The sequence below is a fragment of the Ruegeria sp. SAZD013 genome, assembly GCF_059612525.1.
The window spans coordinates 199,182-214,512 of the sequence record NZ_JBXWQT010000038.1; the positions used below are offsets into that span (position 1 = coordinate 199,182).

The 15,331-nt window shown below is 57.1% G+C and carries 13 protein-coding genes; 4 read left to right on the top strand and 9 right to left on the bottom strand.

What is annotated here, in order from left to right:
• Window positions 1-178: 178 nt before the first annotated feature.
• Complete coding sequence (locus tag AC2FLU_RS19440) at window positions 179-1,189, bottom strand: D-cysteine desulfhydrase family protein (RefSeq protein WP_480555366.1); 1,011 nt, start codon at window positions 1,187-1,189, stop codon at window positions 179-181.
• Window positions 1,190-1,328: 139 nt separating this feature from the next.
• A complete protein-coding gene (locus AC2FLU_RS19445; protein WP_480477349.1) occupies window positions 1,329-2,021 on the bottom strand; it encodes a Crp/Fnr family transcriptional regulator in 693 nt (230 codons plus the stop codon).
• Between the two features lie 185 nt (window positions 2,022-2,206).
• Between AC2FLU_RS19445 and hemA the strand changes: the two genes are divergently transcribed.
• Window positions 2,207-3,430, top strand: a complete 1,224-nt coding sequence (hemA, locus tag AC2FLU_RS19450) for a 5-aminolevulinate synthase (RefSeq protein WP_496716505.1) — start codon at window positions 2,207-2,209, stop codon at window positions 3,428-3,430.
• A gap of 52 nt (window positions 3,431-3,482) precedes the next feature.
• Here hemA and AC2FLU_RS19455 read toward each other — a convergent pair whose 3' ends face one another.
• Genes AC2FLU_RS19455 through AC2FLU_RS19480 form a run of 6 tightly spaced genes read right to left on the bottom strand, consistent with a single transcriptional unit; the run spans window position 3,483 to window position 8,901 of the window.
• On the bottom strand, window positions 3,483-3,770 hold the full coding sequence (locus AC2FLU_RS19455; protein WP_496809435.1) for a cytochrome C oxidase subunit IV family protein: 288 nt from the start codon (window positions 3,768-3,770) through the stop codon (window positions 3,483-3,485).
• A gap of 5 nt (window positions 3,771-3,775) precedes the next feature.
• Window positions 3,776-4,324, bottom strand: coding sequence for a cytochrome c oxidase subunit 3 (locus AC2FLU_RS19460; RefSeq protein ID WP_480477355.1), 549 nt, complete (start codon window positions 4,322-4,324; stop codon window positions 3,776-3,778).
• Entirely contained in the window at window positions 4,321-6,243 is a 1,923-nt protein-coding gene (locus AC2FLU_RS19465) for a nitric oxide reductase activation protein NorD (protein WP_496809436.1), read from the bottom strand. Before AC2FLU_RS19465 ends, AC2FLU_RS19460 begins: the two co-directional genes overlap by 4 nt.
• Window positions 6,244-6,252: 9 nt before the next feature.
• Window positions 6,253-7,062: a CbbQ/NirQ/NorQ/GpvN family protein gene (locus AC2FLU_RS19470; RefSeq protein ID WP_480477359.1), complete on the bottom strand. Its 810-nt coding sequence runs from the start codon at window positions 7,060-7,062 to the stop codon at window positions 6,253-6,255.
• Window positions 7,063-7,067: 5 nt separating this feature from the next.
• Window positions 7,068-8,435 (bottom strand): cbb3-type cytochrome c oxidase subunit I, encoded by a 1,368-nt coding sequence (locus tag AC2FLU_RS19475; protein WP_480477361.1) that lies wholly within the window; start codon window positions 8,433-8,435, stop codon window positions 7,068-7,070.
• Window positions 8,436-8,451: 16 nt separating this feature from the next.
• Complete coding sequence (locus tag AC2FLU_RS19480) at window positions 8,452-8,901, bottom strand: c-type cytochrome (protein ID WP_209597154.1); 450 nt, start codon at window positions 8,899-8,901, stop codon at window positions 8,452-8,454.
• Between the two features lie 266 nt (window positions 8,902-9,167).
• On the opposite strand from AC2FLU_RS19480, the gene AC2FLU_RS19485 reads away from it, so the two are divergent.
• Window positions 9,168-10,274, top strand: a complete 1,107-nt coding sequence (locus AC2FLU_RS19485) for a Hint domain-containing protein (protein WP_496812086.1) — start codon at window positions 9,168-9,170, stop codon at window positions 10,272-10,274.
• A gap of 27 nt (window positions 10,275-10,301) precedes the next feature.
• Here the strand turns inward: AC2FLU_RS19485 and AC2FLU_RS19490 are convergent, their stop codons facing one another.
• A complete protein-coding gene (locus AC2FLU_RS19490) occupies window positions 10,302-11,498 on the bottom strand; it encodes an NnrS family protein (protein WP_496812087.1) in 1,197 nt (398 codons plus the stop codon).
• A gap of 243 nt (window positions 11,499-11,741) precedes the next feature.
• Here AC2FLU_RS19490 and AC2FLU_RS19495 point away from each other — a divergent pair, with 243 nt between their 5' ends.
• Together AC2FLU_RS19495 and AC2FLU_RS19500 are read left to right on the top strand one after the other, a co-directional pair.
• Window positions 11,742-13,418 carry a cytochrome D1 domain-containing protein gene (locus AC2FLU_RS19495; RefSeq protein WP_480477367.1) on the top strand — a complete coding sequence of 559 codons (1,677 nt, stop codon included), beginning with the start codon at window positions 11,742-11,744 and terminating at the stop codon, window positions 13,416-13,418.
• A gap of 124 nt (window positions 13,419-13,542) precedes the next feature.
• A complete protein-coding gene (locus AC2FLU_RS19500; RefSeq protein WP_496809438.1) occupies window positions 13,543-15,330 on the top strand; it encodes a NapC/NirT family cytochrome c in 1,788 nt (595 codons plus the stop codon).
• Window position 15,331 lies beyond the last annotated feature (1 nt).

Sequence of the window (15,331 nt, forward strand, 5' to 3'; positions counted from 1 at the left end):
CCTCCAACTCTGCGAACATATCTTCCACCCATTCTAAGGTGGGCTAGGTTCGCTCAACCGACACGACATCCGCGGTACTGTCATTGACATAGGTCACGTGTCACCGTGTGGCGCGCTTCGAAACCACGGGTTGGCTGGCTAATCGCGACTTAGTATACAGTGGCTTCTCGGATGGCTCTCAGGCCGGGATCAGCTCTTCCTGATATGCAAACAGCGCCGGTTGCCCACCCGTATGCAACAGCACAACCTTCTGACCCTGTTGAATGGTGCCGTTTTCACGTAATTCCAACAAACCCGCAAATGTTTTGGCCGAGTAGACCGGATCCAGAAAAATACCCTCGGCGCGCGCCATCAGTGCAAGCGCCTTCCGTGTGGACGGGCCTATCCGCCCATATCCAGGAGGTAATGCGCCGTCCCATGTGAGGATGTCTTTCATGACCAGAGCCGGGTCAAACTCCATCATACCCGCCAACCGTTCCAATACCTTTTGCAACCGCGCATGTTGCTGGCGACGGTCGCGGCGAACGCAGATGCCGTAAACAGGTGCCGTGTTGCCAGTCAGACGCAGCCCGGCCAGAAACCCGCCGTGGGTCGAACCGCTGCCGGATGGCACCACTGCGACGTCGAAATCGGCGATCTGATCCAGTAGTTCGGCAGCCCCGGCCACATAACCCAACGCCCCCAAGGGCGGATGATCGATGCCCAAGTGAATTACATATGGCTTTCGGCCTTCAGCGATCAGCTGATCTGCCCGCACGTGAAGGGCATTGTCGGCCCCGGCCTCGTCTTCTCCGGTATGGTAGTGCATGTGCTCGGCACCCAGAATCCGGGCCAGAAGAACATTCCCCGAGGAATAATAGTGCTCTCCCATATCGGGCACACGCTCTTCCAATTGAAGCACGGCCTCCATCCCAAGCTTCGACGCAGCCATGGCAGCCGTGCGCACGAAATTGGACTGCACAGCTCCGGTGATCAGAATGGTGTCTGCCCCCTGTTTCTGTGCCTCACCCATATAGAACTCAAGCTGCCGGGTTTTGTTGCCGCCAAAGCTCAACCCTGTCAGATCATCCCGTTTGATCCACAGTTCCAGACCAAGCTGGTCGGACAGACGATCAAGCCGTTCGACCGGCGTGGCAGCTGTCATCAGTCTCGCGCGGGGATAACCGGCTAGTTTCTGTTCAATCGTCATGTCTGCGTTCCATCACCTCACCCATTCAGGATCGCGCCGAATAGGGCATATCCAGCAAGAATAGTAAGGATAGTGATTGCCGGAAAGATCGCAGACCGGAAATGGCCAGTTTACTGCCCAGAGAAACAGCCACACGGCTCTATTTCTCGCTCGGGTCGCTTTCCGCGTAATTCCGTAATACATCCATGTCTGCAATTTCCGCGTGGTTTCGGTTGATCTTCACCCCGACTGGTTTCAACCTCGAAAACGCTCGGCTCAGGCTTTCGGGTTTCATCCCCAGACGTCCGGCGATCAGCATCTTGTCATACGGCAGTTCAACTTCGCACTGGCCGGCATCGCTATCACACAGATTCAGCAGGAATTCCGCGACACGCTGCGCACCTGTCTGGGCCTTGAGCTGTTCGAGCTGCGCCACAAGGGAATGCAGGTGCGTGAATGTGGCCGCCAGAATCGACACGCAGATTTCCGGATCTTGCTTCATCAGCGACAGCAGCACCGGACTTGGAATGTGCATGATCTCGCAGGGAGATACCGCCTCGGCCGAAACGGGATAGGGCACATTGCGCAGCGCAACGGCTTCACCAAAGCTTTCACCGCGCGTGAAAACACTCACCACGGCTTCGGCACCGGTCGGGGAAATGCGAAACAGCTTGACCCAACCAGCCAGTACAACATGTACGGCCCTGGCTTCTTCCTCTTGCAGAAAGATTGTCTCGCCCCGGTCGTATTGCCGCCAGACGGCCTGACGCAGCAGAGTATCGACGTGTTGCTCTGGCAGGCTTCGCAAGAGCAGTGACTGCCGTGCAACTATCTTTTGTGCCTCGTGTGACAAGAAGGCAGCCCCTTATTCGTCCGTTCCGGGAACACCCCCGGATGATCAACCCCGTGACATGCTATGCCAAAGCCAGCGCGGGGGTGCCACCCTTTTCTCGGTCTCCAACTTGACTATTGTCATGTAAGGGCGCGAACCACTGGCATAGGTTCAACGAAATTTCAGTTATCCGGGGAGCACGCCAGATGGACTTCGAGCAATTTTTTAGCCACAGCCTCGACACTTTGAAAGACGAAGGCAACTACCGGATTTTCATCGACCTGCAACGCCGCTGTGGCGCGTTTCCGAACGCGCGCCAAACCGACGGACCGGTCCAGCGGGATGTGCGGATCTGGTGCTCCAATGACTATCTGGGCATGGGGCAGCACCCTTCGGTGGTCTCTGCCATGCACGACGCACTGGAACGCTGTGGAGCAGGCGCTGGCGGTACGCGCAATATCTCGGGCACCACGCATGATCACGTTCTGCTTGAGGCTGAGCTGGCCGATCTGCATGGGAAAGAAGCGGCATTGCTGTTCACTTCGGGATATGTGTCGAACTGGGCTGCTTTGGGGACATTGGCCGCGCGAATTCCCGGGCTGATCGTGTTTTCTGATGCGCTCAACCACGCCTCGATGATCGAAGGTATCCGGCATTCGCGTGCCCAGAAGGTGATTTGGAAACATAACGACCTGGCGGATTTGGACGCCAAACTGGCCGCAGCTGATCCCAACGCACCCAAGATGATCGCCTTTGAATCGGTTTATTCCATGGATGGCGATATCGCCCCCATCAAGGAAATCTGCGATCTGGCGGACAAGTACGGCGCGATGACCTATCTGGACGAGGTTCATGCCGTCGGCCTTTACGGCCCGCACGGGGGCGGAATTGCCGAACGCGAAGGATTGATGGATCGCCTGACGGTCATCGAAGGCACGTTGGGCAAAGCGTTCGGCGTGGTTGGTGGGTATATCGCGGCCTCAGCCGCGCTGTGTGATTTTGTCCGCAGCTTTGCCAGTGGTTTCATCTTCACCACTGCCCTACCCCCATCGATTGCAGCGGGTGCCGCCGCATCGATCCGGCATTTGAAGCATTCGAGTGCCGAGCGTGATTTGCAAAAAACCCGTGTTGCGCAGGTACGCGCCCGATTGGATGCCGAGGGCATTCCGCATTTGCCCAACCCCAGCCATATCATCCCGGTAATGGTCGGCGACCCGGTGAAGTGCAAGTTCATTTCAGACACCCTGCTTGAGGAGTTTGGCATCTACATTCAGCCGATCAACTATCCCACAGTTCCAAAAGGAACCGAGCGCCTGCGGATCACACCGTCACCCGTTCATACGGACGAGGATATCGATCATCTGGTGGGCGCATTGTCGGCGCTGTGGCAGCGCTGTCAGATCGCGCGGATGCCAATGGCCGCACAATAACCTAAGCGTCCCTTTGCTTGGTAACCTGCCGCCCCTTTTGGGGCGGCTTTTTTCAGATCAGGTAAAGTGCGAAGATCACAGCAGAGAACCCCGTCAAAACCATGGTGAAACCCCGCAGCCAGCCCGGGCTTTCAGCCAGGTCCAGATATCGGGCCAGGATCACACGGGCTTTGATCAGGGCAAGGAGCAGGATACCACCTGCAATGAGTCCGCCAAGCGTTTTCATCAGGGTCAAAAGCGTTGAGGCTAGACTGAGTGCCAGAAGCACCAGCCATGCGCTGGTGAGCGAGTTCGGACGCCTCCGGCGGGAGTATTTAGCAAAAGATGAAATTGCCGACATCTTGGTTATCCCAGAAGATAAATCACGGGAAACAGCAGGATCCAGACCAGATCGACCATGTGCCAGAACTGTGCGCCCGCTTCGATGTTACGAGGATCATCGCGCCACGCGACCAGCAACAGGATACCCACCCCGGCCAGAACATGCGCCGCGTGAAACCCCGTCAACAGGTAGTAGAACATGAAAAACGGGTGGGTTTCATAGGTAATGCCTTGCCCCGCCTTTCCAGCGTATTCCACGCTTTTGACAACCAGGAATGCAATCCCAAGTACAGCCGCACCTGTCAGGGCCAGCCTGGCCTTGAACCGGAATGCTGCGCGGCGCCAGTTCAGGGCCTGTGCGGCCAGATAACCAGATGTGACCAGTATTGCAGTATTGAAGGCTGCCCCTGTTCGATAAAGATGCGACTGCGCCTCGGCAAAGCCTGCGGGGTCGGTCAGGCGAACGCCCATGAACGCGATCAGCCCGGCACCAAAAACCAGCAGCTCACTGATAATCAGAACCCACATCAGCAATTCGCCCGGAAGCTCGTCGATGAAAGAGGTTTCGCTCATGCTCCGACCAGTTGGCGGTAGATCTGCGGTAGGGCCATGGTCAGGCGGTGTGGGTCAGGGATAACCGCAAACCCACCCTGTCCGAACATGCGCGGGAACCAGCTTTTGCCAGTTTTGTCGATGGTAACGCCAAAAACCGATTGCCCGGCGCGGCGTGCTTCGCGCACGGCCATGCAGGTGTCTTCAATACCGTGGCGCCCTTCGTAATGGTCAAGGTCATTGGGTTTGCCATCGGTGATCACCAGCAACAGGCGGCGTTTGCGGGTCTGGCTTGCCAGATCCTTTGAACAGTGGCGGATCGCGGCCCCAAGTCGTGTGTAATGACCGGGTCGCAGCGATGCGATACGTTGTTCAACTTTGGCACCCATCGGTTCATCAAACCGTTTGCATCGCTGGATATAGACGCGCTGACGTTTCAGCGAACTGAAGGCATGAATGGCGAAATCGTCGCCGCAGGCGTTCAGGCCCCAGGCCAAAGCGGCCAGAGCTTCACGTTCAATGTCGATCACGGCGCGACCGGTTACGGCACTTTCAGTGGAACGGCTGACATCCAGCAGGATCGAGACTGCCAGGTCGCGCGCCTCGGGGCGGGATTGTTGCCAAATGCGGTCGTTGCTTTCGCCACTGGCCATGCGGTCAGTTTCGGCACGCACGGCGGCTTCGATATCCAGCTGGTCACCATCAAGATGGCCGCGTGTCATCACACGACCGGGGCGCAGCGCCTCGAACTGGCGTTTGACCGCGCGGATGCGGCGAGCGGTGGCTAGGTCCTTGCCAAACGCGGCAGCATCGTCGCGGATATCTGCATCCGACAGCAGGACGTTGACGTGATCTGGCAGATACCGGCCCGAGCGCACGTCCCATTCGGGATAGAGGATGCGGCCGGACAGACGCTCGCGGTTCACATCCTCGGGTGCCAGATCAAGGTGCAGCTTCAGCCGCGTTGGGGGGGCTTTTGATATCTGACCCAGGCCAATCTCTTCCTGATCATCGGCCGCTTTCTTGGCGTTGTCGGGATCGTCATCGTCGATGCGGCGGTTGATGTTCAGGAACTCGGCCCAGCTGAGGATGGCTTCGAACTTGTGCAGGATGAAACTGTCGCTGCGCTCGGCTTGATCCGATTTGCGACGGCGGGCGCGGTGGGTTTTCTCGCCGGATTCCTCGGGCGGACCTTCGGTTTCGGGGTTTTCCACCTCGTTATGTTCGGAAAAGCCAACCGCGCGCAGTTCGGGCCATAGGGGAACCGGGCGCATAGGCTGATAGCCGCGGGGGGCGATCAGGTCCTCGTCCAGTGTCAGAAGCTGCTCGGCTTTCGCCGACAGCGGTTGAGGGTCACCCAGCCTATGTTGGATAAGTTCTTCGACTGCCGCCTCAACCGGTGGCAAGTTGGGGATATCGCGCTGATGCAGCACGCCCTTGCAAAGCTCGGTATATAGCGGGCGCAGGCCGGGGGCGTCGTCCAGGGTCGCATCAACCATGCTCTGCGCGGCGATCAGCGCGCGCAAGTCGGCGCGCAGCGGATCGTCTTCATCAATTCGCGTTCCGGCATGGGCAGCCGCAGCGGCCAGCCAGACATACAGCGCGCCGTTTGCTTCGCGGGCTGGAAAAACCGCCAGCCGGTCCGGTAGGCGCAGAACTTCACCGTCGAACGAGGCGCGTGGCATCAGTTCTGCCTCTGTCGCCAGACGACGACGCCAACCCAGACGGTGGTGTGAAACCTCGGGCGAGACCGGGCGCAATTCTACGCCCGGACCACCGCCCAGCCCTCGAAAGAGGACGGCCAGCCGCCCCGCGACCTCAGAGAGGTCGACCGCGGCTCCATCGTGCACCAGGGGTGCATCGAGGCGGCTGGCAAGGGTGTGCCACAGTTTCCCGATCGTTTCTTCGGGTTCCCATGGCTCAAAATCGATCTTGACCATCGGCCGGCCTCACCCAAAGACAGCCGTAACAAGATCGAGGAGCCCGCGTTTGATATCCTCGTCATCTGTCAGAGGTTCGATCATGGCGGCAAGGATGGCACGGTCGGTGGACATGCCTTGTGCGATCAGTGTCGCGGCATAAACAACCAGTCGGGTGGAAACGCCTTCCTCAAGATCCTGACCCTTGAGCCCGCGCAACTTACCCGCCAGCCGCACCAGCGGCTTGCAACGTTCCAGCGGCAGACCGCTTTCCTGTGCAACCACTTCGGCTTCCATCTGCGCGGACGGGAAATCGAACTCCAAAGAGATGAAGCGTTGCCGAGTCGAAGGTTTCAGGGTTTTCAGGATATTCTGGTAACCGGGGTTGTACGACGCCACCAGCATGAAGCCAGGTGCGGCCTCAAGCTCTTCGCCGGTGCGGTCGATTGGCAGGATGCGCCGGTCATCGGTCAGCGGGTGCAGAACGACAGTGACGTCTTTACGGGCCTCGACCACCTCGTCGAGGTAGCAAATCGCCCCTTCGCGCACTGCGCGGGTGAGCGGGCCATCGACCCAGACGGTTTCCCCGCCTTTCAGCAGATAACGGCCAATCAGGTCGGCAGCCGCCAGATCATCATGGCAGGCGACGGTATAAAGCGGGCGGCCAAGTTTTGCGGCCATGTGGGCCACAAAGCGGGTCTTTCCGCAGCCCGTCGGACCTTTCAGCAGAACTGGCAAGTCGTTGTTATAAGCCGCGGTGAACACATCGCATTCATCGCCTTGGGGCAGGTAGAAGGGGGCGTTTGCCGCCCCCTCTTTCAGTTTTATGGAGCCATCCATATCCATTACTCCGCGGGGGTTTCAGCGGCGCCGGGTTCAATAACTTCTTTCCGGGGAACCCAGATCGAATAGATGAACAGCAGCGCACCAAGGACCACGACGATACCGGAACCCAGACGCATCCAGTAGAAGATTGCGATCTGGTCTTGTACGTCCATGAAGTAATCTCCGACCACACGTTGCATGTGCGTCTGCACGGTTCCGCCGAAGGTCAGCACGAAGGTCATAAAGACCATACCGCTGGTCATCAGCCAGAACGATCCCATGTTCAGCACCTGATTGTAAGGATCACGGTTCTTGAGGATCGGCATCGCATAGCTGAAGATCGCCAGGTTGAGGCAGACATAGGCACCGTAGAAGGCCAGGTGACCGTGGGCCGCAGTGATCTGTGTGCCGTGGGTATAATAGTTCACCCCGTGCAGCGTATGCAGGAAGCCCCAGACGCCGGCACCAAAGAAGGCAAGCGTTGCACATCCCAGAGACCATAGCAGAGCGGCCTTGTTGGGATGGTCACGACGGCCCTTCCAGACCATGACGAAGGCAAAGGCCATCATTGCGAAGAACGGGATCACCTCGAGGCTTGAGAAGATCGACCCAATCCACTGCCAGTAACCGGGGGTACCGATCCAATAGTAGTGGTGACCTGTTCCAAGAATGCCCGAGAACAGCGCGGCGGCGACAATGACATAGAGCCATTTTTCAACCACCTCACGGTCCACACCAGTCAGCTTCAGCATCAGGTAGGCCAGAATTGAGGCCATGATCAGTTCCCACACACCTTCGACCCACAGGTGGACAACATACCACCAGTATTGCTTGTCCAGGGACAGGTTGCCCGGGTTGTAGAAGGCAAACAGGAACAGCAGCGCCAGACCCCACAGGCCCAACAACAGGATATTGGTGATTGCAGTCTTCTTGCCCTTCAGAACGGTCATCGACACGTTGTAAAGGAACATCAGCGCGGCGACGACGATACCGGCCTTGACCCATTTGGGTTGCTCAAGGAACTCGCGCCCTTCTTTGCCCAGCAGCCAGTTGCCTTCGAACAGGTTGAAGACATAGGTCAGAACCACGCCCAACGTACCGACCACAAGGATGATCAGCTGCAGATAAGCCAACTTGGGCGAATGGATTTCACGCTCGGCTTCTTCCGGAATAAGGAAGTAGGCTGCACCGAAGAAGCCCAGTATCAACCAGACGATCAGCGCGTTGGTGTGCAGCATCCGCACGATGTTGAACGGCAGAAGCTCGCTCAGGAAGTTCGGGAATACATAGATGAAGCCGGCCAGCAGGCCGCCGATCACCTGTATCGCGAACAGTGCCATGGCTACCGCAAAGTAGGCATAGGCGATTTTTTGGGATTCGTATTTCATTGCTCCATTCCCCTTCTCAGCCAGCCTCGTTGGGCGGCCAGTCCTGAGCGTCGATATTGTCCGTCCAGATCAGGAAGTTGGTCAGATCCCGGATCTCTTCGTCGCTGAGGTTGAATTGCGGCATCTGCCGACGACCGGGAATGCCGGTGGGTTGTGCCTCCATCCAGCCCTTGAGGGATTCAAAGGCCGATTCCGGGTCGTCCAACACGCCCCAACGTGTCATCACATTGCCGACCTCAGGGGCAAAGTACGCCCCTTCACCAAGGATCGTGTGACAGTTGATACAGGCGTGTTTTTCCCAAACATGTTTACCCCGAACCACACTTTCGTCGAGCTTCGCGGCATTTTCAGAATTGACGATATACAGGTGTGAATGGGCTGATAGAGCCAGAAAGATGAGGATGAAGAACAGTGACCCGCCATAGAAAATATTGCGAGCCATGCTCTTTGTCATGACTTCTCGCATCGCGCTCTCCTTTGCGCAGATTAGCTAGTGCAGGCAACATGACGTGCAGGTCACAGGGCTGCCTTAACGAAAGTCAAGACTTCTAAAGTATCCTCAGGAACGAGATCAGACATCCGCAAACAGCGAAAATAACGAAATGACCTTGGGATTGCCTTTAAATCTGAGGCAATTGTGAACACTTTCGCGTCGACTTTTTGACATGAAGGACCTATTCAACCACCTGAGAAAAAGGTGAAAAATTCCGTTTCAATGATTGATGGGTGAAAATGGCGAACTATTCCTATATCGGTTATACCCCTGGTGTAATCACGGTGAATACGATTGGGCCGGACACGGTTACGTTGGATGTCAATTTTGATCCCGACACGGATCGTCGTTTGTTTAGTGTGACTGACGCAGCTGGTGGTTTTATTCAAAACGGAGGTGGAGCACCTGTTGTCGATACAGGGGATGTTTTCAACGGTGACCGCTTTGACGACGAAGACGGCGATGACCTGACGCAGACCGGTACTATCACCACCCTCGATGGTTCGACCACCTTTTTGAGTGGCTCAATATACCTGGAAGAATCCTACATTCTGTCCAAACCAGGCGGAGGCACAATTACTGTATATCGCGTCGAAGTTGACGGCGTATTGGGCGGCTATATTACCTCTGAACCTCTTGTGCCCGGTACGACCTACTCGATGAACATCGTGAATGTCACGCCGACCAATGCGCCCGACACAACTGACCCTGCTGCCATTATTGACGTGCCGTGCTTTGCTGCCGGAACACTTATCATGACGCCAGAAGGTCCGATACCCATCGAGGATCTGAAGGTGGGTGACATGGTCGTCACTGCCGACAATGGACCGCAACACATACGTTGGATCGGAACGCGAAACCTATCGCATGAAGAGCTGGTGAAAAAACCCAAGCTGCTTCCAATCCTCATCAAGGCCGGGGCCTTGGGGTGTGACTTGCCAAAACGCGACCTGCTTGTTTCGCCACAGCACCGCATGCTGGTTCGATCCCGAATCGCCGTCAGAATGTTCGACGCAGAGGAAATCCTGGTTCCCGCTCGTATTCTTGCCGCCAGCCCTGGTATCAGCGTTGCAGATGACACCGTGACAGTCACATATTTCCATCTTTTGTTCGACCGCCATGAAATCATCTACGCAGAAGGTGCCCAGTCAGAAAGCCTTTTTGTCGGCGCACAGGCTCTGTCCAGCGTTCCCCCAGAAGCAAGGGCGGAAATCTTCGACTTGTTTCCGGAACTTGAGACCCCAAGGTACGTTCCTCAAGCTGTGCGGCACATACCTGAAAACGGAAGACGCGCTCGTGCGCTCGTGTCCCGCCATGTAAAAAACGAACGCCCCTTGATATTCTGAATAGCAATACGCGGTTAAGGTTCCGTGTCAGCCGTGCTTCGCTGCGCGCGGGCCTGTCAGCGCGGGCCACATGGCAAACAGGTACAACCCGATTGCGGCAATCCATAACCCGTCAGCCGTCAGCATGGCCGTCATATATCCACCTGCCAGCCCGGACCCCAACCAGCGGACCAAAGCCGCCGCCGCCATCAGCCCGTATCCGACCGCCATTGGCGACGGTGCAACAAGGGGCCGGCCGCTGTGACCAAGGGCGGCGCGGCTCATGACGGCAAGGGTCATGCCACCAACGCACCCGATCCCCAAAATGTGAAGCGCGCCGATCTCATTACCATATCCGATGACGGCAGACCCCCACAGCAACAACCCAAGGGCCAGCATCATCAGGCCCAGGTGCAAAGCAATCAGGATCGGCTGCCGCAGCGCCCAACCCGCTCTCCACCGTGCCATGCGCATCAGCTGGGCGCCGCCCAGCAACAACGCGCAGATACCCGCCAAGGAAACACTGCCCAAGCTCAGCACCAACAACGGCAGCACAAGGGCAAGCGCCATCACGGCCTTTTCCAGCGCCGCGTTTGAAGCCGGCCACAGGGCTTCGGGCACACCGTCGCGTTTCATTGCATTGCGCGTAAAGGCTGGAGTGATACGCCCCCCCAGTATCGCTATCATTGAACACAAGGTCAGCAGCCCTGCGCGCACCCCGGTATTCAACGTGTCTGTGGTGAGTCCAATCCATTCCAGATGAACCATCAGGTTGGCCACCCATACCAAACTCAGAAGATAAATAAATATCATGTTCTGTGGCTTGGGCCTGCGTACCAGCTGGCTGGCAATTTTCAGGACAAGAATTGGAACAAAGCTCAGGTCGATAATTGCGACGGTAGTCGGAGAGAGCGACCCTGATAACCACACAGCCAGCCGCCCCGCCATCCAGATCAGCGCTACGACCGTGACAAAACGCGCCCGCACTTCGGGCGTCCCGGTCCAGTTCGGAACTGCCGTCAGAAAGAACCCACCCAGCGCTGCTGTTGCATAGCCAAAAATCATCTCATGGGCATGCCACATAACCGGGGGCATTCCATAACTTTGCTCGTCATAAGGTAAAAGCCCATCCAGTGAGGCCAGCCAAATACCCCAGGCGACACCAGCAAATACGCCATAAAGACCGGCGGAAAGGAAAAATACCCGAAATCCTTCGCTGAAAATGCGCGATATTGCAGATGACATGCCTGCTCTCCATGGCCCATCTCGTCCTTCAACAAGCAGTACTGTCCGACGGGATTGGGGCACTTAACCGAAATCAAGACGTCAAAAACATGTGCGAAAAAAACAGGTTTTATTGCTGAAATCTGCACCTGGTTTTTGTCCAAAGAACGAAGTTAGCGCCGCGCCCGTTGACTTTGGTCAAGGATGACAATCCCGTGATGGATCAGTCTCCGCATTGCCTCACCACGCAAATGGAGAGTGATCATGTCACTTGGAATCAGCTACAACAAGACCGGCCGCGCTTTTGGGGTCGGATTGGCAATGTTGTTGGGCAGCGTCGCTGCTCCAGCTTTTGCCGACGAGCCAACACTTAGCGACGAAGCCTTTGAAGCTTCGAAACAACTGTACTTTGAACAATGTGCAGGCTGCCACGGGGTTTTGCGCAAAGGCGCTACCGGTAAAAACCTGGAACCGCATTGGAAGAAGACCGCAGCCGACGGCACCGTAACCGAAGGCGGCACCCTGAAACTGGGTCAGGAACGCCTTGAGAAAATCATCGCCTGGGGAACTGAAGGCGGGATGAACAACTTCTCGGACATCATGTCTGAGCAGGAAATCAAGGATATGGCGACATACATCATGATGGAGGCCCCAAAGCCGCCTGAAATGTCGCTGGAACAGATGAAGGCAACCCGCAAGGTCTACGTCGAAGAAGCGGACTATCCGACCGAACCGCTGCACGGCCGCAACTGGGAAAACTTCTTTGTCGTCATCGAACGTGACGTCGGCAAGGTTGCAGTCATTGACGGCGACACGAAAGAAGTGCTGACGCATATTCCGACCGGCTATGCCGTGCACGTCCTGAAGGCTTCGGAGCATCACAACATCACCGAACCCGAAACGCCGGGCCGTTTCTGGTATACAATGGGCCGTGACGGCAAGATGACCAAGATCGACCTCTGGCAGACGCCGGACAAGATGCTGGTTTCGGAAGTCAAGATCGCCTATGACGCGCGCGATGTCGCCGTGTCCGGTGACGGCAAATACGTCATCGGCGGTGGGTACTGGCCGCCTCACTTTGCAATCGTTGACGCGCAGACCATGGAGCCGGTCAAAGTCGTATCGACCCGTGGCACCAACGTAGATGGCGAGTATGTGGAAGAAGCCCGTGTGGCCGCTATCTACACCACGCCGAACGAACCCACCTGGATCGTTGCCGTGAAAGAGCTGGGGCAGCTCTGGCAGGTTGACTACACCGACCTCGACAACTTGCGGATCGACAAGATCAACTCGGCCAAATTCCTGCATGACGGGTTCTTCGACCCGACAGGCCGGTACTTCCAAATCGCGGCTAACGCATCGAACAAGATGGTCGTTGTCGATACTGAAACGCACAAGCTTGAGGCTATGATCGACACCGCTGCCCTGCCGCACCCCGGCCCGGGCGCGAACTGGATTGACCCAAACTGCGGACCTGTGGCGGGCACAACCCACCTGGGTGTCGGTACCGTGACAGTCTGGGGCAACGACCCAGAAGGCCACCCGGATCAGGCGTGGAAAACCTGTTACGAGGTGGAAACCGACGGCCCCGGCCTGTTTGTCCGCACCCACCCGAACTCGGATTACATCTGGGCTGACCAGACCAAACACCCCGAGCCGGAAATTCAACAATCGGTTCAGGTCATCTCGAAAGAGACCGGCGAGATCGTGAAAACGATCCAGATCACCGAAGACGAAGGCAGTGCCGCTGTTCACTTCGAATTCAACGCCGATGGTACCGAGGTCTGGGTTTCCAAGTGGAACCTGTCGGACTCGAAGGAACCCAACGGTCAGATTGTGATCTTCGACGCCAAGACATTGGAAGAGATCGGTCGGATTGACGGACTTTACGCCCCGACCGGCAAATTCAATGTCTACAACCGGTCGAACCACGTCACCTGACGGGTTCGCAACCTAAACCGGAAAGGGCGGGCCCCTCGCCCGCCCTTTCCTCGTTTGACAGATCCGCCAAACTCACCGGCCTGCCACCTAAGGCCAGAAAAGACAGCCAAAACGGAGCCCGGATATGACTTCCGAACCGGATAAGAAAAAACCGATCTGGCGCCGGTATTTCCTGTGGGGAATGCCCGTGGCCGGTATTGCTGCGGCTTTCGCCGCCGGCATCATCTTCTGGGGTGGGTTCAACACCGCCATGGAAGCCACGAATACCAAGGAATTCTGTGTCTCGTGCCACGAGATGCGAGATTTTGTTTATGCGGAATACCAGGGCACGATCCACGACGTGAACCGGTCGGGCGTTGGTGCGGTCTGCTCGGACTGTCACGTGCCCAAGGACTGGACCCACAAAATCATCCGCAAAATAAAAGCCTCGAAAGAGCTTTATGGAAAGATGGTCGGCACCATCAACACCCGCGAGAAATTTGAAGCCAAGCGCATTCATCTTGCCATGAATGAGTGGGAGAGGATGAAATCGACGGACTCGCGTGAATGTCGAAACTGCCATGACTTTGAATCGATGATGCCCGAATTCCAGCGTCCCCGTGCGCGTCAGCAGCACCTGAACGCAATGGAAACCGGTCAGACCTGTATCGACTGCCACAAGGGCATTGCCCACTCGAACATCCGAGACCGCGCAACCGACGAGTATCTGGAGGAGCTTGAGGCGCCAAATCCGGCCTTCATCCGACAAATACCGCCAGAATACCTTGCCAGTCTTGAGCGGATCGAAGCCAAGGAAGCTGCCGAGGCCGAGGCTGAGAAAGCTGCAAAGAAAGCCCAGCAGGAGGCCGTTCAGGCCCAGATTGCGGCAGCAGTTGACGCGGCTGTCGCGGAAGAGCGGGCAACGGCTGCAACCGATGGTTCGACAACACCTGCCGGCAGTGAAAGCGGCGATGTCGGTGGCAACATCGAATGGAATGCGGTGGCCAGTGCGGAACTGAAACTGTTCTATCCAGGCCAGGCGTCCTTTGAATGGGTGCAGAACGGAAAAACCCATGGCGGGGCCCGTCCGCTGACCAAAGGTGGCGATCAATGTTCGACCTGTCATGCCAAGGAACTGGATGCGATTGGTAACAAGATCGTTGCTGGTGGCGAGCTGGAACCCACTCCGATCCCCGGCAAACGCGGTGTGATCGACGCAACCGTTCAGGCGGCACATGATGACGAAAACCTGTACATCCGTCTGCAATGGCCGGATTCAGGGCACAACCCTGCTCCGTTTGTTGATGGCGGCAAAATGGACCCCGAAAACCAAATCAAGGTCGCTATGATGATCACCGGAACCGGCATTGAGCTGGGCGATCAGGTCGGGTGCTGGGCGTCGTGCCACGCCGACAACACCTATATGCCCTTTGCGCCTGAGGCGGATGCAATAGCCGCAAACGGGGATGTTTCCGGTCGCCTGACCGCTCAGGACACCGTGACCAAGTACCTCAGCGAAAGCCGCACCGAGATCGAAATCAAAGGCAGGGGCGGCAAGGCTTTGGGCGGTTGGGACAAGTTGCAGGCCGCAGAACAGATCGAACAGTATCTGGCTGATGGCACCTATCTTGACCTGATGCGTGTCTACGCGGACGGCAGCGCCACAAATGGCTATCTGCTGGAACAGCGTGTGGTCAATGATGGTGAGATCGCGGCCTCGGCAAACCTGTCAGGTGGCGTGTGGACTGTTGTCTTCACACGTCCGCTGAACTCGGGCGCGCCGGGCGACATTCCACTGGAGGCAGGCCGGACCTATACCGTCGGTTTTGCCATTCATGACGATTTCGCCAACGCAAGGTTCCATCACGTGACGCTGAACACCAGCCTTGCGCTGGATGATGACAGCGCGCTTATCAACGTGGTCAAGCAATAAC